A 22,811-nucleotide genomic window follows, 5' to 3' on the forward strand; every position below is an offset into this window, starting at 1 on the left:
GCTGATTCGCTCGAGTCCGTCTGCGCCGTCGATCCGCAGATTTCTGCCGATCGTGAAGTCCTCGACGGCGACGAGGAAAGCTCCGTGGGCTGTATCAGCGAGGATCGCTCGAGCGTGCGGGCCCGCAACCATATTACTGAGCCTGCCTCCCGTCGACTTGAGCGACCACTTGAGGCCTTCGATCAAGATCGTCTCCTGCCCCTGCTAGCTGGATACCGAGGTGGTGCCGCGCTCCGCGGTGGCGGAGGTCTTTCAATACCTGCGGAACGAGGCGTCCGATTCGCTGGCGAGTGGTCCACGGTTCCGGATTCGCGATCAGCAGCAACTCGTTTCCAGAGACCCGTTGGCGACCGAAGTTGATGTCCAACGGCGACGCCGACACCCAGCGGGTGAGCCGTACCCTCAGTTCGTCAGCCACTCGGGAGTTCCAGGTTCCGTAGAACTTCTGCTGCGAGGCACAGATGGGGATGAGTCCGTCGGCGGCGACAGCCTCCCAGACGGCTGCAGCAACACCTGGGGTGTGGCAGGCTCGGAAGTCGTCCATGACGATGATGCCGTCGCCTGAGAGCAAGCCGCGGGTGTTCGCGATGTCGCCACGGACGACGTCGTAGAGGTGACCGCCGTCGACATGCGCAAACCTCAACGTGCCTGCCGGAATGTGGTTCGCGATGCCATGCGAGAGCTCGGCGATGATGACAGGCTCTCGACTGACCCATCTGGCGTAGTTCCTCTCGAACGCCGAGCGAGTCAGGCCCGAGTACGACGCTTCGTTCTCCACCGCATTAGCGGTGTCCGCAGCTTCCCCCTCGAAGATGTCACAGACGTACACCGTCTCACTGGCGCGCGCGTGCAGTCCCAGGGCAATGGCGCTCTTTCCGTAGAACACGCCGATCTCGAGCAGATCACCGTGGATGCCCAGGTCCGCCTGGGACCGGAGCACCTGGTCGAACAAGAGAAAGTCGATGTCCCAAAACGCCCCGACGATCGAGGATCGCCGGGTCCAGTAGTCAGCAACTACGCTGGAAACACTCACCTGAGGCATGCTCCACCCTTCTGCTCGACTTCAGCAGCTCGTCGGTCCTTCTCTGCTGAGACCACCCGCGCGACGTGGATCCCCTGGGACAGCACGATGAAACCCAGTGCACCCGCGAGGGCGACAGCCGCGCCGTTCGTGCCCGCAAGTCGCGCTCCCATCCAGATTCCCGCAACGCCTATCGCACTGCCGACGGCAGTCGACGTGAAGAGGGCGCGTGTACGGCCGCGAGCGGCCAGGACGTACCTGCCTGTCACCGTCTCGATGGACCACAGGAGGAAGAAGACTCCCAGTGCAGTTGCGGTCGTGCCACTGATCCTCAGGTCATGCCCGAACAGCAGGCCCGTGAGAGTCGGACCGGCGAATGCCAGTACCGCCAGACCTGCGATGCCCAGCATCAGGTGCAGCCTGAAGGACCACGCGACGCGCCGCACGAACTCATGCCCATCGGCCTCGGCAACCCACCCCTTGAGGGCGTTGCTGAGCGTACCGATGCCTGCCGCTGCCAGGGGGCCGGTGACGCGGTTACCCGAACTGAACAGCGCCACGGCGGAGGTGTTCGCAGCGAGTGCGACGATTACCGGGGCGCCGAGTGAGTAAGCGCCCGCCACCAGCTCCGTCGCAACGGCGGCGATGTTCCGGCGAATGCGAGCCGCGACCAGCGACAGCGAGAAGGGCTGCCTACCGCCAGCGGTCTCTGCCCACATGAATGCGATCAGGGGCGCGCACTGCACCACAGCCACGGTGATGGGGTACAGCAACACAGAACCCGAGGCCACCATCAAGGTGGCACCGAGGATGTTGCCTGTCGCCCGAGGAAGCGCGTCGTACCACGCCATGACCGCCGGCCTGCCCGCGCCAACTGAGTACCACGCGATCGAGAAGCCGGAGACACTGGTAGCCATGGCCGTGACCCAGACGAGCAACCGTTCATCCAGGCCGGGCAGGAAGAGGGCGCACCCCCAGATCGCCGTCCACACAGGAAGCGCAACTGTTACCCGTGACATCGCACACTCCGCGAGCAACGCCCGGAGCTGGACTCCGGTTGACCGCGCCGCCTCGCCGGGTCCGGTAACGCTCCAGCCCGCGCCGAGGACGAGCGCACCAATGGCCCCGATGGATTGACCGATCGCGATGCCCGCCCATTCGGCAGGAGTCGCCAATCTCGCCAGGATTGGCATTGTAAGAAGCGGGGTGAGAATCGACGCCAGGGGGAGAGCCCCGAAGGCAATCACTCTGCGCGCGAGATGTCCCGCTTCCGAGGACGGCGCCCGAGCGCCCATCCAACCGGCCGTCCGACGCGACGGACCCGCGTGGCTCATCGGCGGTACCTCTCACTCGAGCCCAGCCCAAGCTCGCCCCTGAGCCCGGCGAGCAGCCCATGGAGGACCACAGCAAGGGTGCATCGCGGCTCGCGCGCAATGCTCTCTCGCACCACCGTGAGGTGGTTGCGCCACATGTAGTAGCGGCGGAACGACGCGGGCCGAGAGAGCGTGCGCACCCCGAGGTCCAGCTTGACCGGCTGGCCGACCATGTGCGGAAGGCCGACTCCGGGGCACAGGACCACGTGGTAACCCGCCCGATCCATCCGGACCTTCTTGCCCCGAAGCGGCGTTGACGCCAGCCATGACTCGCTCGCGGGACGGTCGAAGGTCACGGGCGCGTCGTTCCACAAGCACGTGGCGTCGGCCGCCGGGAAGATGTCCAACAGCCCGCGGAAGACGTTCTCCGCGCCGCCGGTGCTGGAGATCCACTCGTGGGCGAGCAGCATCCGCGCACCGAGGGGTGCTGGCGACGCGTCGCGTGCGTCGGCGGGTTGGGTGCTCATCAGTACGCTCGCCGGGACGCGATGACGGCACGGAACGTGCGCCAGAGGATGACCAGGTCGTTCGTCAGCGACCAGTTGCCGAGGTAGTGCACGTCGAGCCGGATGGCGAGCGGGGCCGCCATCGCCTTCGACCGCCGCAGCGGCGCTTTCGCGCTCCAGGACTCGCGCACCACCCGGGTCGGGTAGCGAAGGCCCGCGTCGTCGTTCCTGAGCCACCGCCCCGCCGCATCCGGAAATGTCTCGACCATGACGTCGCGCACCTTCTCGGAGTCACCCATCGAACTGATCCAATCAAGGGCGATAACGCCGCTCATGATGGCCCGAGGGCCATCGACGGAATACGAACCGCGTCTTGGACATTAGTGGCTAGTCGGTCACTTCTGGTCATTTGGCAGGGTCCCGGAGTGTTCCCGGCTTATCCCGTTTGGCCAGAATGCGGGCGGGGAGTGTCCCAGCACCGCCCGCTACGTTGTGGCGGCGGTCCGCCCAGGCGGCCATCCCAAGGCAGGCCCATGAGGGTCAGATGACGCTGCTTATCGGGTGAATCTTCTTCGCAGCCAAGCGCAGCCAAGCGCAGCCACCGGCCGGATCGTGGACCTGTCCGACACACTTGATCTCGTCCGCCACCTGCCGTGGGTAGTGAGCATGCCTGCCGCACGCCAAGGCTCAGCCAGAGCGACGTGCCAGCCTCCCCGCTGCCACTGCCGTTGTCGTCGAGGGCAGGTGCATGGCCCCGAAGCGAGTTGGCGTAGTCAGCGGGAGGGCGAATGTGGCTGTCAGGCCAGACCGTGCCCGACGCGTCGTTGGTCGAGTCTGCGCACACACGGTGCAGCCAGGAGCAGCCTCGCACGAGGCGAAGATGCTTCGGTATACCCGCCTGGTACTCGCCGGTCGCGGTCGCCACCGATGCCAGAGGGGCAGCGCTGCCGGTGTACCTCGCCTTCAGCGGACGACGAGACACACGCCCTGCGATGCGCAGCGGTGGCGGCCGCGACCTGGCTGCTCATACGCGCCGCACGCGCGAGATACGCCCCCAGGGAATCTGGGAGAAGGCGGCACCGCCAGCCCCGCGCTGCATAACTGACTGTTGCTCGTTGGGCTGCTCGCGGATGCCATCCTCAACCACCCCCTATGAAGCAGGCGGAGCAAGTTTCGTGAAAGCACTTGTACTCGCCGGAGGTTCAGGGACCCGGTTACGACCCATCACCCACACCTCCGCCAAGCAGCTCGTCCCGGTGGCCAACAAGCCCGTGCTCTTCTACGGGCTCGAGTCGATCGCCGCAGCCGGGATCAGGGACTTGGGGATCGTCGTCGGGGACAGGGCCGATGAAATCGAGTCAGTTGTCGGGGACGGCGGCGCCTTCGGCCTCAATATCACCTACATCCGCCAGGAGGCACCCCTCAGGCTCGCCCATGCGGTTCTCGTCTCGCGGGGCTTTCTCCAGGACGAGGACTTCGTGATGTACCTCGGGGACAACTTCATCGTGGGCGGTATCACCGGCCTGGTCGACGAATGCCGGCGCGCTCGGCCAGACGCTGGGATCCTGCTCACCCGGGTCGCCGATCCGAGCTCCTTCGGTGTCGCCGAACTCGATGCGACCGGCCGAGTCTGCCGTCTCGAGGAGAAGCCGGAACAGCCGCGATCCGATCTGGCGCTGGTCGGCGGTAACGGGTCAGATCCCGCAGGACACGGATCTCGCGGGGCGGCACGAAACTCGCCCGGATCATCTGCCGCTCAGCGAGAAGAAACGCACCCACCGGAACCTCGAAGTCGACCTCCTTGGTCCACTCAAGGCGCTGCTTCTTGGCGAGGCACCAAGTGTTGCCCCTTTTCTCCAAGTTCTTGAGCATCGTGCCCGCCTCGGACGGAAACGCGGACTCGATCATCACCTGGCAGCGACGCATGTCGACGATGTGATGGACGTGCTCGATGCCGACCGGACACTGCTCCACGCACGCACGTCGGGGTCGATGACGCCGTACTCCTCGACAGTGCCGAGGAAGGGCCGCTTGGCCTCCGTGAGCGTGGCCGCCGGGACGTCCTTGAGCTGCTCCTCGGACGCCTTCTCCTCGCCCTCCATGGTCTTGCCGCCGTCAGCGAGCAGGTACGGCGCCTTGGCGTGCGCGTGGTCGCGCGGCGACATGATCAGCAGTTCACTTACGCCGCCGCACTGTAGTGGCGCAAGCGGTGATCTGCGTCGCTGTGGGGCCGCCCCTCCGGTTCAGCCGCCGGGGCCGCCCGTCTGTCAGGCCGAGACCAACACCACCCGGAACATTCTGGGCCAGAACTTCCCGGTGATCAGGAACTGATCCGTGCCAGGGACCGCTGCGATGCCGTTCAGCGTGGACCCCGGGACGAGTTCGTCGTCGTGCAGCAGGCCCGAGGCGTCGATGCTCGCCGTCACCGCTCCCGTGGCGGGATCGATGCGCACGATGCGGTTGGTGAAGAGCACGTTGGCGTACACGGCGGCGCCGACGCACTCCAACTCGTTGAGCTCCGTCACCGGTCGGCCCCCTTCGGTCACGGTGACCTCGCCCGTCTTCGCGAGCGTCCCGGGGTCACGGAACGTCAGCCGTGGCGAGCCGTCGCTGGTCACCAGCCGGTGCCGGGCCCGCTGGACGCACACGCCCCAGCCGTCGTCCGGGTACGGGACGCGACGCAGCTCCGCGAGCGTCTTGGCATCGCGCTCGATGGCGGTCCGGTTTCGCCAGGTGAGCTGCCACAGGGTTCGGCCGAGCACGGTGATGCCCTCACCGAACAAGGGCGCGGGGAGCGCCGCGCGGACCGTGGGCTGCTTCCCCGGAGGCCCTGCCCGTACCGAGGACCGGCCGGAGATGCCGGTGCCTTCGTAGAGCGTGTCGCCGGCCATCTCGAGTCCCTGGGTGAACGCCTGCGGGTCGTGCGGAAGGGTCTCGAGCACCTTGACCCGCAGGTGCTCGACCCGGTGCGCCGCGGCCTGCCGCCCATCCATGGCTCGGCCGGCCGGGTCGTCGGGGGCGCGGTCTGCCGGCGGGCGTGACGCGAGCAGCAGCGCGGACGCGAGCACGGCCCCCGCCGCGCGGCGCACACGCTCAGGCATGGCAAGAACCTCCCGGCTTCAGCGTGGCCCGAACCGGCGTCACCAGGGACTGCTGCAGCACAGTGGGGGAGCCGTCCGCGTGCGGCTCCCGCAGGTGCAGCACGAGAGTGCGGCTGGAGCCCGCGGGCAGTTCCAGGTCCAGCGTGAACACGGAGTGGCCGCGTTCGACGCCGGGCGCGAGCAGCGCGCGGCGGCCATCCAGGGTTGCGTCGGCGAGGGTGGCTCCGACCCCGGCGTAGTACGACACCTGGAGGCGGTTGTCACCGGGCCGGGTGCGGTAGGGAGGGGAGTCCGCCCTGATGGTCACGTAGTCGGGCAGGCCGGAGGTCGGCGCCCGGTTGGTCAGGGTCATGGTCACGGTGACCGCCCGGCCGCCGCCGGAGCACGCGCCCGCTTCCCAGGTCAGGCTCCGGTCGAGGTAGTAGTCCAGTTTGCTGCCGGCCGCGTTGTTCACCACGAGCCCGGCGAAGGGGCCAGGGGTGTCCGGGAGCGTGCCCGAGTAGGGGCGGGACTCCAGGAGGCGCTGCTCCGCGGTGTGGGCGCTCCAGACCTTCAGCCGTCCGTCCCGCTGGATGTCGTTCACGGCGACGAGCAGTGCGGGCAGTCGGCGCGTGTCGTCGAGCGCCCCCATCAGCCGTGCGGCGGCGGCACGGGCGGCGTCGACGAAGAACGCCTTGCGCCGGGCGACGTCGTCGTACTTCGCGTAGCTGGCCCGTTCGGTGAGGTCCACGACGTTGTCGGCGGTGAGCTCGGTGCCGTCGGCCATGCGGGCCGGGCCGGTGACCCGCAGGAGACGGCTCAGCGTGACCGGGTCGACTGCGATCGCCCCGTCCACGCGTTCGCCGGTGTGCTTGCGCCATGCCGCTGCCCAGATGCGGGCCGCGTAGGGGAAGTGCGGGCTCTTGTTGGAGTTGGGCCACACGTGGATGGGGTCGCTGCCCGCGTAGCGGGCGTTGAACTCGGCTCCGAGGTCGATGTCCGGCTTCGCCGTTTCCATCTCCGTGTTGTTGCCGAACCGCTCGAAGGACAGTCGGCCCCGGTCGGCCCGCAGCACGGCGAAGGCACCCGGAAGCCCCCCGGTGCCGCGTGCCTCGGCGAGGTTCTGGAACGCGAGGAAGTAACGCCGTTGTCCTTGCGTGCCGAGCATGGGCGGCAGGACGCGGGCCGCCAGGGAGGCGTCGGTCATGACCGGGGCGAGGCGATCGAGCTGCTGTTGCAGCGCGGCACGGGCCCGGTCGGCCGCCGGCAGCCAGGTGGACCGGGGCAGACCGTGCACGTCGGTCCGCGCCTCGGCCACGACGCCTGCGGCCCGGGCGATTTCCGGCCCGTGCCGCTGCAACGCCGCGAGGGCCTCGGACATCCCGCCGCCGCTTCCGTGCGGCGTGGACGGCGGCAGGACGCTGGTCAGCGGGGACAGCACGTCGCCGGCCAGCCGGTCCGCCGCGTAAGCGGCGCCGCGCACGGTTCTGACGGGACCCCCGAGGAAGGGCAGCTCGGCGGCGGAGTACCAGGCCGGCCCGGTGGTGAGACGATGCGCCCGAGCCGCGTGGACGGCGGCCGAGCGCACTGCCTGTTCCCGTACCTGGGCAGGCGCGGTCGCCTTTCCGGAGGCGGAGCCGGGCGCAGCCGCGGCCGTCACCGAGTGCCGCAGCGCTTCGAGGTCCTGCTGGGCCGCGAGCAGCTCCCAACGGGCGAACAGCCCGGTGACACCGATCCAGACGGCGCCGGCCAGCGGGAGCAGCGCGATGGCCGGCAGTGCTTTCCTGAGTACGCGGCGGCGGTCCGGTGCCCGTTCGCCGGAGCGGTCCGCTCCGGGCATGCGGACGGCGTCCCGGCCGGGGCCGGGACGCCGTTGTACCGCCATATCGATGTCTCGCTCCGTCATGAACTGCCCGTCATGAGTTGCGGCGACGGCGCACGGCCAGCATCGTGCCACCGCCCGCCACGAGCAGCGCCGCCGCGGTGCCGCCCATGGTCAGGGCCTTCTCACTGCCCGTCTCCGCGAGGCCTTTGCCGTCCTGGTGCTGAGTCTGGTGCTGGTAGTCCACCGGGTCACCGACTGCGCCGTGTCCGTGGGATCCGTTGTCTCCGTCGTCATGTCCGTCGTTCCCACCGGGGTGCTCGGGCTTGCTCGAGTGGGTGGGCCGATCGGTCGGGCTCTTGGTCGGTTTCGGGTGCTTTGTTGGCGTCGGTGTCGGTGTCGGAGTCGGAGTGCCACCGTCCCCGCCCTGCACGTAGATGGTGACGCCGACGCTGGGGTCGGGGTTGTCCGCGGTGAGCCGGAAGACGTGCCAGCCGGAAGGGACCGTCTCCGGGATGGTCACAGTCCCCGCCACCGATCCGTCGTCCTCGGCCTGGAAATGGTCGAGGATGATCGGCGTTGATTCCAGCAGCGCCGTGACGCCCTGCCCGGGTTCGAAGACCCCCGAGGGCGTGTCGAAGCTCAACAGTTCACCGGCCGTCACCGTGGTGGTGCTGACGTTCAGAGGTGGGGGCGACCCCGGGTATGGCTGCGCGTAGGCGGCCTGCGCCCCAACCAGGGGTGCCGCGATGAGCATGGCAGCTGATGCTGCCGATGCCAGAGCAACCCGCCATCTGGGCGACGTCGTCATCTTCTTCACTCTCCTCGACTTCGGTCCGGGCCAAGCCGCAGCGTCGACCGTGAGCAAGATCTGGATACCAACATCTAGATACATGGAATAAATGGGACATATAGGTACCGACTGGCGTGGTGCCGTCCAGAAGCCACCGGATGGTGGAGTACTTGCTTCCTAATGGCCCACGTTCAGCAGGCCGACACAGGGGTAGCTCCCCCGGTTGGTGCGCGCGAGTCCCTATCGTCGGCTGCGTACATAGGGAACAGAACATTCGATTTCGGATGGTTCCCTCGGTCCCATGAGGGGTGCAGCTTGGATCTCCACGGATTCCTGAAAGCTCTTGCCAGACGCTGGCCGACCGTCGTGGTCTGTCTGGTTCTCGCGATCGGGGCGGCGCTCGCCGCGACGGGCTTGAGCACCCCCGTCTACGAGGCGAGGACCCAGCTCTTCGTCGCCACCCTCACCGGTGAGGACACCGTCCAGCTGAACCAGGGGCAGAGCTTCTCGCAGGCGCGCGTGCAGTCGTACGCCTCGATCGTGACGACCCGTCAGGTGACCGCACCTGTGGTGAAGAAGCTGAGGCTGCGCACGACACCGGAGGAACTGGCGTCCCGGATCACCGCCGTCGCCCCGCTCAACACCGTGCTCATCGACATCACCGTCCGGGACACCGCGCCCGAGCGGGCGGCACGCATCGCCAACGCCGTGGCGGAGCGGTTCAGCGCGGTCGTCGAGCGGCTGGAGACGCCCAAGCGCACCGTCCAGCGGTCCGGAAAGAACCACGCGGACGATGCGCCCGTCTCGCCCGTCTCCCTGGGCGTCACCCAGGAGGCCGTCGCCCCCACCGGTCAGGTCTCGCCCCGCCCGCTGCTGAACCTGGCCGCGGGCGTGCTCGGCGGCCTGCTGCTCGGTGCCGGGATCGTCGCCCTGCGCGAGACGCTCGACACGACGCTCAAGACGAGCGAGGCGCTGGGCGAGTTCACCGCGCTGCCGGGCCTCGGCACCATCCCGTTCGACAAGAACGCCCCCAGGCAGCCGCTCGTCAGCGCCGACGGGCACTCCAAGCGCGCCGAGGCCTTCCGTAAGCTGCGCACCAACCTGCGGTTCTCCCAGGTCGACGACCCGCCGCGGATCATCGTGGTGACGAGCTCGGTGCCCGGCGAGGGCAAGACCAACACCGCGGTGAACCTCGCACTCTCGCTGGCCGAGGCAGGCGTCTCCACCTGCCTGGTGGACGCCGACCTGCGCCGTCCGCGCGTGGCCTCGACCTTCGGTCTCGTCCAGGACGCCGGTCTGACCACGGTGCTCATCGGACAGGCCCGCGTCGAGGACGTGATGCAGCAGGCCGGCGGCCGGCTCTCGGTGCTCGCCAGCGGCGCCGTGCCGCCGAATCCCACGGAGCTGCTCGCCTCGGCGCGCATGGAAGAGATGCTGCGCGAGCTGGCGGACACCTACGAGGTCGTGATCGTCGACACCGCGCCGCTGCTGCCGGTCGCCGACACCGTCGGACTCGCCTCGCTCGCCCAGGGCGCACTGCTCGTCGTCCGCGCCGCGAAGACCAGCCGGGAACAGGTCCGCACCGCCGCGGAATCGCTGGACCGCGTGGGCGTCCGCGTCCTCGGCACCGTCTTCAACATGGCTCCGGTCCCCAGGGGCGACCGCTACGGCGCCTACGGGTCGTACGGCGAGCTGCCCGCTCCTCGTGTGTCGGATCTCCGGAAGGAGGCCGCCACGGCCGCGGCGACGCATCTCGCGGGCGAGAAATGACCCGGGTCCTGTTCGTCTGCACGGGCAACGTGCACCGCTCGGTGCTCGCCGAGCGGCTGCTGGCCGCGCGGCTTGCGCCCGGTTCGGCCGTGCGGCCGGAGAGCGCCGGCACGGAGGCGTGGCCCCGGCCCGGCATGGAGAGCTCCACCAGGGCGGTGCTGGAGAAGCTGGGCGGTGACGGCTCCGGCTTCGCTGCCCGCCCGCTCAACGCGCAGCTCGTCGCGGGAGCGGCGCTGGTCCTCGGGCTCGCGCGCGAGCACCGGGAGGCGGCCGTGCGGCTCGCGCCGTCGGCGATGCGGCGCTGCTTCACCCTGAAGGAGTTCGTGCGTCTCGCCGTGGGGGGAGTCGACGAAGTGCGGGGCGGGAAAGCGGGCGGCGAAGGTGGGGCGACCGCGCATGGCGACGTACCGGACGGGGAACGCTCGCGGGTCGTGGACGGTTTCGACGTCGTAGTCGCGGCCGCGGCCGGCCGCCGGGGTGCCGCCGCCCCGGTCCCGCCGGCCGAGGACGACGTCGCGGACCCGTGGGGGAGGCCCCACCCTGTGCTGTTCGGGTGCGCCCGCGAGATCGACGGGGCGGTGAGCACGCTCGCCCGGCTGCTGGGCGGCGGGGCGAGCGTCTGAATCGAGGGTCCATGGAAGAGCTCGACCACAAGGAAGAGCAGGGTGTCTATGTTCCGCGCCGCGAACTCCGTGTCCTGTGGCCCTGCGGGCGTGCCTGGAGGAATGCAAAGTTCTGAATCGCAAATAGATATGCGATGGTCGAGCTTCCCGTCTCGTGTTGGTCGGGCTCGCTGCCGGCATGCCTGACGAGTTGCCGCCGGCTCGTCACGATCTATGTTCAGGGCGGCTCTGCTGGTGTTACCAGCCTGGCCGTGCCCGTCTGCCGAACAGCAGCCCGCGCGGCTCCGGCGGCGGGGGTGTCCCCGGGCGTAGCGGCCAGGCCAGCAGCATGCCCGCGAGGAAGCCGACGACGTGCGCCATGTACGCCACGGTGCCCGCGTTGGAGACGCCCTCGCCGGAGGAGTACACCGCCTGGAGCACGAACCAGAAGCCCAGCACCAGCCAGGCCGGCAGCCGTAGCGGCAGGAAGACCAGGAACGGGACGAGGACCCAGACCCTGGCCTTCGGATACAGCACCAGGTAGGCGCCGAGGACCCCGGCGATCGCCCCGGAGGCGCCGATCAGCGGGTCACTCGAATCGGAGTTCGCAAAGGCGAAACCATATGCAGCTGCGTACCCGCAGGCGACGTAGAACAGCGCGTAGCGGATGTGACCCAGGCGGTCCTCGATGTTGTTGCCGAAGATCAGCAGGAACAGCATGTTGCCCAGCAGGTGCAGCCAGCTGCCGTGCAGGAACATCGCCGTGAAGACCGACAGCGGCGGCGACTTGTCGTAGCTCGGCGGGCCCACCACACACCCGGCCCCCTGTGGTCCGACACCGATCTCGCCCGTCGGCACCAGCCGGGGCAGCTGGTGATGGATCAGCTCCTGCGGCACCGCGGCGTAATGGTCCAGGAACGCCTGCAGGTGACACAGCTGCGACAGCCCGCTGTCGCCGGCCACCGACCCGGCTATCCCGGGGGTGTAGAGGAACACGAGCACATTGGCGGCGATCAGCGCGTACGTCACATAGGGCGTGCGGCGTACGGGGTTCACATCATGGACGGGTATGACCACAAGGAATGTGTGCCCTGGATGCGCCGTACGAAATCCGCACCGCGCCGGGGGCGTGAGCCCGTGCCGGGACGCGCCTCGCACGGCTGAACGTCTCGGCTTCCCCATGCGTATGTCTCCTCAACCGCCCGCGCCGCGACGAAGACGCGACGCGAGGAAGACGTGAGGACACAGGCGATGAACGACCGAGTTACTCCTCCGATGCATGCTCTGCCCGACGGTGAGGCGGAGATCGCCCTGGTGCTGCACCTGCCCTGGGAGGACGTCGCCGCGCTCGGCCAGGAGGCGGGCCGGCTCGCGGCGCGGATGCAGCGTCCGGTGACCCTCGACGAGGCGGTCAGCCATCGGTTGCGGTCCGCCAGGCCCGCCGCCCACGCGAAGCCGGCGCAGTCGCCGCCGCCGGCGGTTGCCGCGCCGGCGTCGGTGTCGTCGTTGCCCGCGCGGCCGCCCGCCGAGCAGGCCCGTCAGGCCATAGACCGGATCAATGGGAGCGCCGGGCACGAGTCGGCGTAGGGGCGCGGTGGGGGCTGCGGTTGGTGGTTGACTGCGGGTTGTACGTGGCTGGTCGCGCAGTTCCCCGCGCCGCTTTGGAGCGCTCCTCTTACCCGGCGTTCTTGCGTACCGCCGCCACCGCCTTGCGGGCCGCGACCAGGACGGGATCCCACACGGGTGAGAACGGGGGCGCGTACCCCAGGTCCAGTGCTGTCATCTGTTCCACCGTCATGCCCGCGGTCAGCGCCACCGCCGCGATGTCGACACGCTTCGCCGCACCCTCGCGGCCGACGATCTGCACGCCGAGAAGCCGTCCGGTGCGGCGCTCGGCGAGCATCTTCACCGTCATGAGGGCGGCGCCCGGGTAGTAGCCCGCGCGGCTGGTCGACTCGATGGTGACGGTCTCGAACTGCAGGCCCGCTCGCCGCGCGTCCTTCTCGCGCAGCCCGGTGCGGGCGATCTCCAGCTCGCAGACCTTGCTCACCGCCGTGCCGACGACACCGGGGAACGTGGCGTAACCGCCGCCCACATTGCTGCCGATGACCTGCCCGTGCTTGTTGGCGTGCGTGCCCAGCGCGATGTGCCGCTCGCGCCCCGAGACCAGGTCGAGCACCTCGACGCAGTCGCCGCCCGCCCAGATGTTCTCGTGCCCGCGCACCCGCATCGCGAGGTCGGTGAGCAGCCCGTCGTGGTCGCCGAGGGGCAGTCCGGCCGCCTTCGCGAGCGCGGTCTCGGGGCGTACGCCGATGCCGAGCACGACCACGTCCGCCGGGTACTCCGCGTCCTCCGTGGCGACCGCCCGGATCCGCCCGTCGTCCCCGGTGAGCAGCTTGGTGACCTCGGCGTCATTGACCATGGTGATGCCCATGCCCTCCATGGCCTTGTGCACCAGGCGGCCCATGTCCGGGTCGAGCGTGGACATCGGCTCCTTGCCGCGGTTGACGACCGTCACCTCGTACCCGCGGTTGATGAGCGCCTCGGCCATCTCCACGCCGATGTAGCCGGCGCCGACGACCACCGCGCGGCGCCCCTCCGTCGCGGCCAGCGTGTCCAGCAGCGCCTGGCCGTCGTCCAGGGTCTGCACGCCGTGCACGCCGGGCGCGTCGGCGCCCGGCAGGTCGGGACGGATCGGGCGCGCGCCGGTCGCGATCACGAGCTTGTCGTACGGCGTCCACTCCTCGGCCCCGGTCTCGAGGTCCCGGGAGCGCACGCGGGCGCCCGCGACGTCGATCCGCGTGACCTCCGTACGCATCCGCAGGCCGATGGCGCGCGCCCGGTGCTCCTCGGGCGTCCGCGCGATCAACTGGTCCCGCTCGGGGACGTCGCCGCCCACCCAGTACGGGATGCCGCACGCCGAGTAGGAGGTGAAGTGCCCCCGCTCGAACGCCACGATCTCCAGCTCGTCCGGCCCCCGCAGCCGGCGCGCCTGTGACGCGGCGGACATGCCCGCCGCGTCACCGCCGATGACGACCAGTCGTTCCTTGGCCCCGCCACTACCGTTCGTACGGATCATGCTCATACGAACACGCTACGGGGGCCCGGCATTTCAGTCCTCCTCGCCGTCCTCGCCGCGCACGGGCGGAGCCGCAGGCAGCGAGCCCGTGGTCGGCTGAACGGCAGCCGTCGCCGGTGCCGTGCGGCGCGACAGCCGGGGCTGTACGAGACGCAGCCACAGCAGTACGAGGAGTGCCGCGCCCGCCGCGAACGGGAGGACCGCGCCGAGCGCCACGGCGATCCAGCGCAGCATCGTGACGAACGCGCTCCAGCCACCCGCGAGCGCGTCCACGAAGCCCGGGTCCTCGTCCTTCTTCTCGGCCTTCTTCACCGGGGTCTCGGACAGCGAGAGCGTGATCGTGGCCAGGCTGGTGCGGTCCTTCAGGGACGCCTGCCGGGCGAGCAGCGCCTCCAGGTCGGACTCACGGCTGCTCAACTCCCCTTCCAGGGCGACGACATCGCTGATCTTGGTCGCCTGGTCCATCAGTTCGCGGACCCGGGCCACGCTGGCGCGCTGCGTCTTGATGCGGCTCTCCACGTCCACGACCTGGTCGGTGACGTCCTGCGCCTTGGCCGTCCGCTCGATGACCTTGCCCGTGCCCTCCAGGTCGGCGAGCACCTGGTCGTACTGCTCGGTGGGCACGCGCAGCACGACCCGGGTGCGCTCGTGGCCCTTGCCGTCCCGGGTGGTGGTCTCGTTGCCCACGAAGCCGCCCGCGTTCTCGACCGTGGTGCGGGTGTCGTCCAGGGCCTTCGGGACGTCCTTGACCTGCACGGTCAGGGAGGCGGTGCGGATGATGTGGCTCGCGGTGATCTTGGGCGGGGTGGTGGCTTTGGAGCCGCTCGCCCTGCCGCTGTCGGCGGCACCCGCGGCGCCCTTCTCCGCGCCCGATGCGGCTGACTTGGCGTTGTCGCCTCCTCCGGAATCGCTGGCCGAGTCGGCGCCGCCGCAGCCCGTCAGCGCGAGGGCGGCGGCGAGGAGGATGCCCGCCAGGGCCTGGACAGGTCGTACGGAGCGTGCGGAGCTTCGTGTGCGCATATGGGCCTACCCCCGAGGGTCGTGACAACTGACGCTCCTTCGACGCCGGAGCGGGGCGGGACGTTGGCGGGATCCGGTCCCGATGCGGTCACGGTCAGGACTCGTGCCGGACACCGGACTCCCGGCGGGAGTGTCAGTGGGGTCTGAGAAGGTGGAGGCATGCGTGAAGAGGAGACTCGTACGGGTTCGGGACACGTCGTGGTCATCGGGGGCGGGATCGCGGGTCTGGCCGCCGCCCACCGATTGCTGGGCCGTGGCGCGCGCGTGACCGTCCTGGAGGCGTCGGACCGCGTCGGCGGCAAGCTGCTGCCCGGCGAGATCGCGGGCGCGCGCGTCGACCTGGGCGCCGAGTCGATGCTCGCCCGCCGCCCCGAGGCGGTCGCCCTCGCCCGCGAGGTCGGCCTCGCCGACCGCCTCCAGGCCCCCGCCACCGCGACGGCCTCCCTCTGGACCCGCGGCGCCCTGCGCCCCATGCCCAAGGGCCACGTCATGGGCGTCCCCGGCACCGCGTCCGCCCTCTCCGGTGTCCTCTCCGACGAGGGCCTGCACCGCATCGAGCGCGACGCCGACCTGCCCCGCACGGAGATCGGCGACGACGTGGCGGTGGGGGAGTACGTCGCCGCACGCCTCGGCCGCGAGGTCGTCGACCGCCTGGTCGAGCCCCTCCTCGGCGGCGTCTACGCGGGCGACGCCTACCGCATCTCCCTGCGCGCGGCCGTCCCGCAACTCTTCGAGGCCGCCCGCACCCACGCCTCCCTGACGGAGGCCGTCCGCGCGATCCAGGCCAGGGCCGCCACCGCACAGCAGACGGGCCCGGTCTTCATGGGCATCGAGGGGGGCGTGGGCCAACTGCCCCTCGCGGTGGCCGAGTCGGTGCGCGCACGGGGAGGCGAGATCGTCACCGGGGCACGGGTGACCGAGCTGCGCAGGGCCGGGGGAGAGACGGCGAGGGGATCCTCCGAGGCGCCGGGCCGCACGGGCGAGCCGAGGGCCTCCGGCCCCGGCGGCACGGAGCCGGGCCGGACCGGCACCCTCGCGACGACCGCCGCTCTCCACACGGCGGGGCAGCCGCAGACGGGTCGGCGCGACCCCGGCCCCGGCGGCGCGGGGCCGGGCGGGAGCGAGGAGGGCGGCGCCCTCGCGACGACCGCAGATCTCTCCACGACGACCGGAGGTCTCTCCGCGACGGCCGCAGGTCGCCCCGCGGCGGCGCAGCCGCACGTCGGCTGGCGTGTCGTTGCCGGCGGGCGTGTGCTGTACGCCGATGCCGTCGTCCTGGCGCTGCCCGCCCCGGCGGCGGCCGCGCTGCTGCGGGCCGAGGCGCCCGCCGCCGCGGCCGAGCTGGCCACCGTGGAGTACGCCTCCATGGCGCTGGTGACGCTCGCCTATCGGCGCGGTGAAATCGCCCTCCCCGAAGGGAGCGGTTTTCTGGTGCCGCCTGTTGACGGGCGGACCATCAAGGCGTCCACGTTCGCCTCCCAGAAGTGGGGCTGGATCGCGGACGAGAACCCCGACCTGCTCGTGCTGCGCACCTCCGTGGGGCGGTACGGCGAGACGGAGGTGCTCGGTCGGGAGGACAGCGACCTCGCGGACGTATCGCGGCACGACCTGCGGGAGGCCACCGGGCTGGACGCCGAGCCCGTGGCGACCCGCGTGACGCGGTGGAACGACGGGCTGCCGCAGTACCCCGTCGGGCACCACACGCGCGTGGCCCGCGTCCGCGAGCACGTCGGCAAGCTGCCGGGACTCGCCGTGTGCGGCGCGGCGTACGACGGCGTCGGCATCCCCGCATGCATCGCGAGCGCGTACGCCGCCGTCGACCAGCTGAGCGGCGACCGAGGCGGACTGGACGCGCTGATCGCGAACCCGGTGCAGAGTCTCCACGGCGGCGCGGGAGAATAGCCCCATGAGTGACGACGCCCCCGCCAAGATCCCGAACGCCGGCAAGAAGGCCAAGGACCTCAACGAGGTCATCCGCTACACCCTGTGGTCCGTGTTCAAGCTGCGCGACGTGCTGCCCGAGGACCGCGCCGGTTACGCCGAAGAGGTCCAGGAGCTCTTCGACCAGCTCGCCGCGAAGGATGTCACCATTCGCGGCACGTACGACCTGTCGGGGCTGCGCGCCGACGCCGACCTCATGATCTGGTGGCACGCCGAGACGGCCGACCAGCTCCAGGAGGCGTTCAACCTCTTCCGCCGCACCAAGCTGGGCCGCGCCCTGGAGCCGGTCTGGTCGAACATGGCGCTGCACCGCCCCGCCGAGTTCAACCGCTCGCACATCCCCGCGTTCCTCGCCGACGAGACGCCGCGCAACTACGTGAGCGTCTACCCGTTCGTGCGCTCCTACGACTGGTACCTGCTGCCCGACGAGGACCGCCGCCGCATGCTCGCCGACCACGGCAAGATGGCCCGCGGCTACCCGGACGTGCGCGCCAACACGGTCGCCTCGTTCTCCCTCGGCGACTACGAGTGGCTCCTGGCCTTCGAGGCCGACGAGCTGTACCGCATCGTCGACCTCATGCGTCACCTGCGCGCCTCCGAGGCCCGGATGCACGTCCGTGAAGAGGTCCCGTTCTATACGGGCCGCCGCAAGGACATCGCCGAGCTGGTCGCGGGCCTCGCCTGATCAGGGCGCCTGCCGGACGGTCTTCGAGTGCTCGGAGTGCTTCGAGGCCCTGAGGTCCTTCGAGTCCCTTGAAGCCTTCGAGTCCTTCGAGTCCTGCGAGGTCTTCGCACGATCGCCCGGCGACAGCGGCTTCGGCTCCGCGTGCGGCGCGCACGCCGCGCTCCGCACCGGGAGCCTGCCCTCCAGCAGATACGCGTCCAGGTAGCCGTTGACGCACTGGTTGGGCCCGCCCCCGATCCCGTGCGTCCCGGCGCCGTTCTCGGTCACCAGGACCGAGTCGAACAGCCGCTGTTGCAGTTCCACGGCGCCCTCGTACGGCGTCGCCGCGTCGCGCTCGGCCGCCAGGATCAGGGTCGGCGGCAGCGCCCCGGGAACCGTCCGCACGTCGAGAGGCCGCTGCCGCGGCACCGGCCAGTACGCGCACGGCAGGTTCATCCACGCGTTGTCCCAGGTCTCGAACGGCGCCGTGCGCGCGAGACGCGTGTTGTCGCGGTCCCAGGTGCGCCAGTCGGTGGGCCAGGGAGCGTCGTTGCACTCGACGGCCGTGTAGACCGCGTTGCCGTTCTCCTCCTCGACGGCCGCCTCCGGGTGCGGCTCGGCCTGCTGGATCAGCGGCTTCGGGTCGCCCTTCAGATAGGCCGAGAGCGCCTGGGCGCGCGCCGGCCAGTAGTCGTCGTAGTACCCGGCCTGCAGGATGGAGCCCTGCAGCTGTCGGGGCCCCACCTTGCCGCCCGCGGGCGAGGCGGCGAGCTGCGCCCGCACCTTCTCGTAGCTGTGCAGCACCTCTTCGGGCGTGTCACCGAGCCCGTACACCTTGTCGTGCTTGGCGATCCACGCGCGGAAGTCCGCCCAGCGGTTCTGGAACGCGGCCGACTGGTCGAGGTTGTTCTCGTACCAGATCTGGTCCGGGTCGGGGTTCACCGCCGAGTCGAAGACCATCCGGCGTACGTGGGAGGGGAAGAGGGTCGCGTAGAGGGCACCGAAGTAGGTGCCGTACGAGGCACCCATGAAGGTCAGCTTCCGCTCGCCGAGCCCGGCGCGCAGCACGTCGAGGTCACGGGCGTTGTTGAGCGAGGTGTAATGCTGGATGGCCTTGCCGGAGCGTTCGAGGCAGCCGCGCGCGTACGCCTGCGCTTCCGCGATGCGCTCCTTCTTGTACGACTCCGAGGGGTACGTCGGCGACAGCGAGGGCGCCTTCACGAAGTGCTTCGGGTCCTGGCAGGACAGCGGGGCCGAGCGGTCGACCCCGCGCGGGGCGTAGCCGACGAGGTCGTACGCCGCCGCGATGCGCTTCCACTCGGGGACGAAGCCGATGAGCGGGAAGAACATGCCGGAGCCGCCGGGGCCACCGGGGTTGTAGACGAGGGCGCCCTGGCGGGGGACCTTCCGCTTCGAGTTCCTGGCGTCCTTGCCGGTGGCCTTCACACGGCTGACGGTCAGTTTGATCTGCTTGCCGTCGGGGTGGGCGTAGTCGAGGGGCACCGTGACCGTGCCGCACTGGACGTTGCCCGGGAGCTCCTGTTCCTTGGGGCACTTCCCGAAACGGATGCCCAGGGCCGCGGCGCGCCCGGCGGCGACGGCGGTGCCGCGTGTCTGGGCGGAGTCCGCCGAGTCCGGCCAGGCCGGCTGGCCGCCCGCCGGGGCGGCGACGAGGGCGGTCAGGATCAAGGACCCTGCGGTTCCGTAGAGGACGGCAGCTCTCATCGCGAATCCCTTCAGCGCACGGCAGCGACAAAAGGGATGTTTCGTTCGGGGATTGACGAAGTAAAGCACCGGCCGCCGGTGTCGGCTCCAATGACCCCGATGCGCCCCCTGGGGCGCCCCTCAGCCCTACGCTCAGCCCCTGCGCTCGGGGTTGCGGTCGCGGTGTGTCAGGGCTGCCCGCAAGTCCGGCTCGCCGATCGCGCGGACGCCGCGTACGGCGATCGAGGTGAGGTACGTACGGTCGTCGCCCGTGCCGTCGGTGCGCCGGGTGAGGGTCCCGAGCAGCTGCTGTCCGGCCGGGGAGGCCCAGCGCGTGTAGGGGTGCACCTCGATCCGGGCGATGGCGAGGCAGCTCACCGTGAGGATGAGCGGGAGCGCGAACCAGATGGCGACCGGCACGTCGCTCCCCGTGGGCTGAGCGGGCATCAGCAGCGCGGTGGCGCCCAGTCCGAGGACGGCCACCGAGGCGGCCTGGACCTGCCGGACCGCGCCCGCGACGGTGGTGCGGGCGCCGTCGGGCACGGCGAGGCCCGCGGCGACCAGGCGGTCGGCGAGACGGCGTACCGAGTCCGCGGCGGCCGTGGTCGCCCGCACGGGCGCTATCCGCGACTGGCCCTCCGGACCGATGGCTCCTATGACAGAGCGCTCCATCTCGTCGCGCCCGCGCGGGTCCACGACGGTCGCCCAGCCGGTGTGCGCGAGCAGCAGGCGGCGCTGCCGGGCCATCGACACCAGGGTCAGATCGGCGACCCGGGCCGGTCCGCCGGACAGGAACGCCGCCTCGTACAGCGTGAGGTCGTGTCCGCGGGCCACGTTCGCGTCGACGGTCGCCGCGCGTACTGCGGCCAGGCACAACCGCGTGCAGGAGGTGCCGGTCGCGGCCCAGGCCAGGAGTAGGAGAAGGACCCAGAACATGGCAATTTTCTATGCGATGACGTCGGGCGGGCGCCATGCCTTGTTCACGATATGGACGGAGCGTTGCCGGTATGTGACGTTCCGCTTTTCGCCCGTGGGGCTAGGGAGTTGAGGAGGGGTTGGCGCGCGAGGCGGCCGGCGGGAGCGGGTAGCCCGGCGACGGCGTCACCGGGATCGGCGAGCTCGGGGAGGGAGTCGGGCCGGGCGGGGCCGGGGAGTTGGTGAGCGGCGGTGGGCTCGCGGTGGCCGCGTCCTGGGCGAGGGCGTCGAAGTCGACGTATCCGGTGGCTTCCAGGACCTTGATGTGGTCGAGCACGGTGGTGTTCGCGTCGTCGGCGAGGTCGCGGACGAGGGAGTTGCGGGTGTTGGCGCGGACCTGGGCGACGACGGAGAAGACCTTGCCGTGGGCCTTGCGCAGGATGTTCGCGAACTTCCGATCGTAGTCGACGCCGTGCGCCGCGTCGAGCGTGGCCAGCCACTGGCGCTGCTGCGGGTTGGGCTGGTTGGGCAGTTCGAGGCCCAGCCGCGCGGCGACGTTGCGGACGCGGGCGTCCAGGAAGGTGTGGCCCTCTATGAGGTGCTCGCCGGCCGTCCGTACCGCCTGGGTGGTGCCGCGCTCCTGGGCCTGCTGGCCCGCGGGCAGCTCCCACAGCCCGGCCAGCCGGACCTTGGTGATGAACTCCCGGTCCAGCGCCGACAGCGGTCCGAACTGTGTCGACACGGTCTGGGCGTTCAGGGCGTCCAGGCCGGTGCCGGAGCGGTCCGCGTACGACCAGATCGGGAAGACCAGTGCGACGAGCGTCGCCGTGAGGCCCGCGATGATGAGCCCTGTCCCACTGACCAATCCGGTGCGGTTGATGGATCGCATGGTGCCTCCTGTTGCGGCACCGCACGCTAGTGCGCTTCGGGTGCGGGTTGGCATATTACTGCGGGCGCTACGCCAACTGCCGTACGAGGAGGAAGGGTTGGAGCATGGGTGGAACGCGCCGGATGGGGTATTTCGGGTGTACGCCAGACCGCGTCAAACCCCTGCGAACCAGGCGCGCACATGATGCTCACAGGGAGCGGTGTTAAACCCGGCACACTCCGCGGCGGTGCCCTGTCGCCGCGCGCGTACTCAGCGGCGCAGCAGGACCCGGCGGGTGGCCCGGGCCAGGCGGGCCGTGGGGCGCGGCGACAGCGGGGCCGGGCCCGAGCGCGCCAGCCACCAGTCGCGCAGCCGCCGCCGCGTCTCCGCGTCCTCGGGGTGCCCCGCCAGGAGCAGATGCGCGGCGAAGTCAAGGGCGTCGCGCCGGTACCCGCCGGTCATCGGGTGGCCCTGCGCGTAGGCGAGAAACGCCGGCCGGTACGCCTCCGCCAGGATCTCCGGCAGCTCCGCCGCCACCTTCGCGACGACATCCGCCCGCTTGGCCGCGAGCGCCCGCGCCTGCACCCCGAGCCGCACCCGGTCGAACCCTTCGGGCACGGGGGTTCCCGCGACGAGCGCGGAGAGCAGCGCGGCCTGCGCGAGAGCGAGGCGCTGCCGGGCGGCGTCGATGGTGGCTCCGGCGTCGGGGGCGGATCCGGGTTCGGGGGCGGCTCCTGTCTCGGTGGTGGCTCCGGTATCGGTGGCGCATCCGGCGTCGGTGGTGGCTCCGGCTTCGCCGGACGACGCGGGCGCCGCACCCGCGCCCGCTACGGCGGCGCCGCCCCGCGCCTTGTCCAGCGTGCTCCGAATCGCCTCCAGCTCCCGCTCCAGCTCCCCCGGCTCGGGGAAGTTCTCGTCCCGCTCCAGGAGGACCCCCGGAGGGGTCACGCGGGAGGCGAGGTCCGCCAGGATGTCCAGGACCGGCTGCGGGACGGGGTGGGCGTGGCTGTCGTGCCAGACGCCGTCCCGTTCGAAGCCGCCGGCGACGTGGACGTAGGCGATGGCTTCGACGGGGAGTTCGCCGAGGGCCTTGGCGGGGTCCTCGCCGCGGTTGACGTGGTTCGTGTGGAGGTTGGCGACGTCGATGAGGAGGCGTACGCCGGTGCGGTCGACCAGGTCGTACAGGAACTGCCCCTCGGTCATCTCCTCGCCGGGCCAGGAGATCAGCGCGGCGATGTTCTCCACCGCGAGGGGGACGGGGAGGGCGTCCTGCGTGATACGGATGTTCGCGCACAGGACGTCGAGCGCGTCCCGGGTGCGGGGGACCGGCAGCAGGTGCCCGGCCTCCAGCAGGGGCGACGCGGTGAGGGGCCCGCCAGCTCGTACGAACGCGATGTGCTCGGTGACGAGCGGCGAGCCCAGCGCCTCGGCGCGCTCGGCGAGTGCGCCGAGCCGGTCCGCGTCGGGCCGGTCCGCGCCGCCGAGGCCGAGCGACACCCCGTGCGGCACCACCGTGACACCGCGCTCGCGCAGCCGCAGCAGCGACTCGGGGAGATGGCCGGGGCACAGGTTCTCCGCCACGGCCTCGACCCAGTCGATGCCGGGCATGCGCTCCACGGCCTCGGCGATCTCCGGCCGCCACCCGATTCCCGTACCCAGCTGCCTCATGTCCCCTCCTTCGTGCTGTGTTCCGGCGTGACGGAGTCATGGCCC

The 22,811-nt window shown here is 70.6% G+C and carries 19 protein-coding genes and 2 pseudogenes; 6 read left to right on the plus strand and 15 right to left on the minus strand.

Annotated features, from left to right (window positions below):
* Window positions 1-133: 133 nt before the first annotated feature.
* The 4 genes from ACZ4WS_RS21590 to ACZ4WS_RS21605 all read right to left on the minus strand — a co-directional run bounded on the left by ACZ4WS_RS21590 (window position 134) and on the right by ACZ4WS_RS21605 (window position 3,139).
* Window positions 134-1,033 (minus strand): class I SAM-dependent methyltransferase, encoded by a 900-nt coding sequence (locus ACZ4WS_RS21590; protein ID WP_467982607.1) that lies wholly within the window; start codon window positions 1,031-1,033, stop codon window positions 134-136.
* On the minus strand, window positions 1,030-2,196 hold the full coding sequence (locus ACZ4WS_RS21595) for a lipopolysaccharide biosynthesis protein (protein WP_467982608.1): 1,167 nt from the start codon (window positions 2,194-2,196) through the stop codon (window positions 1,030-1,032). The genes ACZ4WS_RS21590 and ACZ4WS_RS21595 overlap by 4 nt, the downstream gene beginning before the upstream one ends.
* 155 nt (window positions 2,197-2,351) lie before the next feature.
* Window positions 2,352-2,861 (minus strand): hypothetical protein, encoded by a 510-nt coding sequence (locus tag ACZ4WS_RS21600; RefSeq protein ID WP_467982610.1) that lies wholly within the window; start codon window positions 2,859-2,861, stop codon window positions 2,352-2,354.
* A complete protein-coding gene (locus ACZ4WS_RS21605; RefSeq protein ID WP_467982611.1) occupies window positions 2,861-3,139 on the minus strand; it encodes a hypothetical protein in 279 nt (92 codons plus the stop codon). The genes ACZ4WS_RS21600 and ACZ4WS_RS21605 overlap by 1 nt, the downstream gene beginning before the upstream one ends.
* Before the next feature lie 876 nt (window positions 3,140-4,015).
* On the opposite strand from ACZ4WS_RS21605, the pseudogene ACZ4WS_RS21610 reads away from it, so the two are divergent.
* Window positions 4,016-4,529: pseudogene (locus ACZ4WS_RS21610) on the plus strand (sugar phosphate nucleotidyltransferase); the annotation flags it as partial.
* A gap of 87 nt (window positions 4,530-4,616) precedes the next feature.
* Here ACZ4WS_RS21610 and ACZ4WS_RS21615 read toward each other — a convergent pair.
* From ACZ4WS_RS21615 to ACZ4WS_RS21630, 4 genes and pseudogenes are all read right to left on the minus strand, one after another.
* Window positions 4,617-5,017 (minus strand): annotated as a pseudogene (locus ACZ4WS_RS21615) (Fe-S oxidoreductase); the annotation flags it as partial.
* Window positions 5,018-5,107: 90 nt separating this feature from the next.
* Window positions 5,108-5,941: a glutaminyl-peptide cyclotransferase gene (locus ACZ4WS_RS21620; RefSeq protein WP_467982613.1), complete on the minus strand. Its 834-nt coding sequence runs from the start codon at window positions 5,939-5,941 to the stop codon at window positions 5,108-5,110.
* Window positions 5,934-7,826 carry a DUF4012 domain-containing protein gene (locus ACZ4WS_RS21625; protein WP_467982615.1) on the minus strand — a complete coding sequence of 631 codons (1,893 nt, stop codon included), beginning with the start codon at window positions 7,824-7,826 and terminating at the stop codon, window positions 5,934-5,936. Before ACZ4WS_RS21625 ends, ACZ4WS_RS21620 begins: the two co-directional genes overlap by 8 nt.
* A 10-nt stretch (window positions 7,827-7,836) precedes the next feature.
* On the minus strand, window positions 7,837-8,499 hold the full coding sequence (locus ACZ4WS_RS21630) for an LPXTG cell wall anchor domain-containing protein (protein WP_467982617.1): 663 nt from the start codon (window positions 8,497-8,499) through the stop codon (window positions 7,837-7,839).
* A gap of 351 nt (window positions 8,500-8,850) precedes the next feature.
* Here ACZ4WS_RS21630 and ACZ4WS_RS21635 point away from each other — a divergent pair, with 351 nt between their 5' ends.
* Window positions 8,851-10,305: a tyrosine-protein kinase domain-containing protein gene (locus ACZ4WS_RS21635; RefSeq protein WP_467982618.1), complete on the plus strand. Its 1,455-nt coding sequence runs from the start codon at window positions 8,851-8,853 to the stop codon at window positions 10,303-10,305.
* Window positions 10,302-10,928: an arsenate reductase/protein-tyrosine-phosphatase family protein gene (locus ACZ4WS_RS21640; protein WP_467982620.1), complete on the plus strand. Its 627-nt coding sequence runs from the start codon at window positions 10,302-10,304 to the stop codon at window positions 10,926-10,928. The genes ACZ4WS_RS21635 and ACZ4WS_RS21640 overlap by 4 nt, the downstream gene beginning before the upstream one ends.
* Window positions 10,929-11,165: 237 nt before the next feature.
* Here ACZ4WS_RS21640 and ACZ4WS_RS21645 read toward each other — a convergent pair whose 3' ends face one another.
* Window positions 11,166-11,984: a rhomboid family intramembrane serine protease gene (locus tag ACZ4WS_RS21645; RefSeq protein ID WP_467982621.1), complete on the minus strand. Its 819-nt coding sequence runs from the start codon at window positions 11,982-11,984 to the stop codon at window positions 11,166-11,168.
* Between the two features lie 174 nt (window positions 11,985-12,158).
* Here ACZ4WS_RS21645 and ACZ4WS_RS21650 point away from each other — a divergent pair, with 174 nt between their 5' ends.
* The gene (locus ACZ4WS_RS21650) at window positions 12,159-12,494 is read left to right on the plus strand and encodes a hypothetical protein (RefSeq protein ID WP_467982622.1); all 336 of its coding nucleotides are present in this window, start codon (window positions 12,159-12,161) and stop codon (window positions 12,492-12,494) included.
* Between the two features lie 88 nt (window positions 12,495-12,582).
* On the opposite strand, the gene ACZ4WS_RS21655 is transcribed toward ACZ4WS_RS21650, so the two are convergent.
* Together ACZ4WS_RS21655 and ACZ4WS_RS21660 are read right to left on the minus strand one after the other, a co-directional pair.
* Complete coding sequence (locus tag ACZ4WS_RS21655) at window positions 12,583-13,992, minus strand: FAD-dependent oxidoreductase (protein WP_467982624.1); 1,410 nt, start codon at window positions 13,990-13,992, stop codon at window positions 12,583-12,585.
* Between the two features lie 27 nt (window positions 13,993-14,019).
* Complete coding sequence (locus ACZ4WS_RS21660) at window positions 14,020-15,006, minus strand: DUF4349 domain-containing protein (RefSeq protein WP_467982625.1); 987 nt, start codon at window positions 15,004-15,006, stop codon at window positions 14,020-14,022.
* 159 nt (window positions 15,007-15,165) lie between these two features.
* On the opposite strand from ACZ4WS_RS21660, the gene hemG reads away from it, so the two are divergent.
* Both hemG and hemQ read left to right on the plus strand, forming a co-directional pair.
* Window positions 15,166-16,908 carry a protoporphyrinogen oxidase gene (gene hemG / locus ACZ4WS_RS21665; protein WP_467982627.1) on the plus strand — a complete coding sequence of 581 codons (1,743 nt, stop codon included), beginning with the start codon at window positions 15,166-15,168 and terminating at the stop codon, window positions 16,906-16,908.
* A 4-nt stretch (window positions 16,909-16,912) separates the two neighbouring features.
* The gene (gene hemQ, locus ACZ4WS_RS21670; RefSeq protein ID WP_467982628.1) at window positions 16,913-17,632 is read left to right on the plus strand and encodes a hydrogen peroxide-dependent heme synthase; all 720 of its coding nucleotides are present in this window, start codon (window positions 16,913-16,915) and stop codon (window positions 17,630-17,632) included.
* Here hemQ and ACZ4WS_RS21675 read toward each other — a convergent pair whose 3' ends face one another.
* From ACZ4WS_RS21675 to ACZ4WS_RS21690, 4 genes are all read right to left on the minus strand, one after another.
* Entirely contained in the window at window positions 17,633-19,336 is a 1,704-nt protein-coding gene (locus tag ACZ4WS_RS21675; protein ID WP_467982630.1) for an alpha/beta hydrolase, read from the minus strand. It lies immediately after the preceding gene.
* Window positions 19,337-19,468: 132 nt separating this feature from the next.
* A complete protein-coding gene (locus tag ACZ4WS_RS21680; RefSeq protein WP_467982632.1) occupies window positions 19,469-20,251 on the minus strand; it encodes a TIGR04222 domain-containing membrane protein in 783 nt (260 codons plus the stop codon).
* 100 nt (window positions 20,252-20,351) lie between these two features.
* Window positions 20,352-21,119, minus strand: a complete 768-nt coding sequence (locus tag ACZ4WS_RS21685) for a DUF4142 domain-containing protein (RefSeq protein WP_467982634.1) — start codon at window positions 21,117-21,119, stop codon at window positions 20,352-20,354.
* 249 nt (window positions 21,120-21,368) lie between these two features.
* Window positions 21,369-22,766, minus strand: coding sequence for an MbnB/TglH/ChrH family RiPP precursor modification enzyme (locus ACZ4WS_RS21690; protein ID WP_467982636.1), 1,398 nt, complete (start codon window positions 22,764-22,766; stop codon window positions 21,369-21,371).
* Window positions 22,767-22,811 lie beyond the last annotated feature (45 nt).

It is taken from the genome of Streptomyces sp. NPDC029292 (assembly GCF_055569295.1).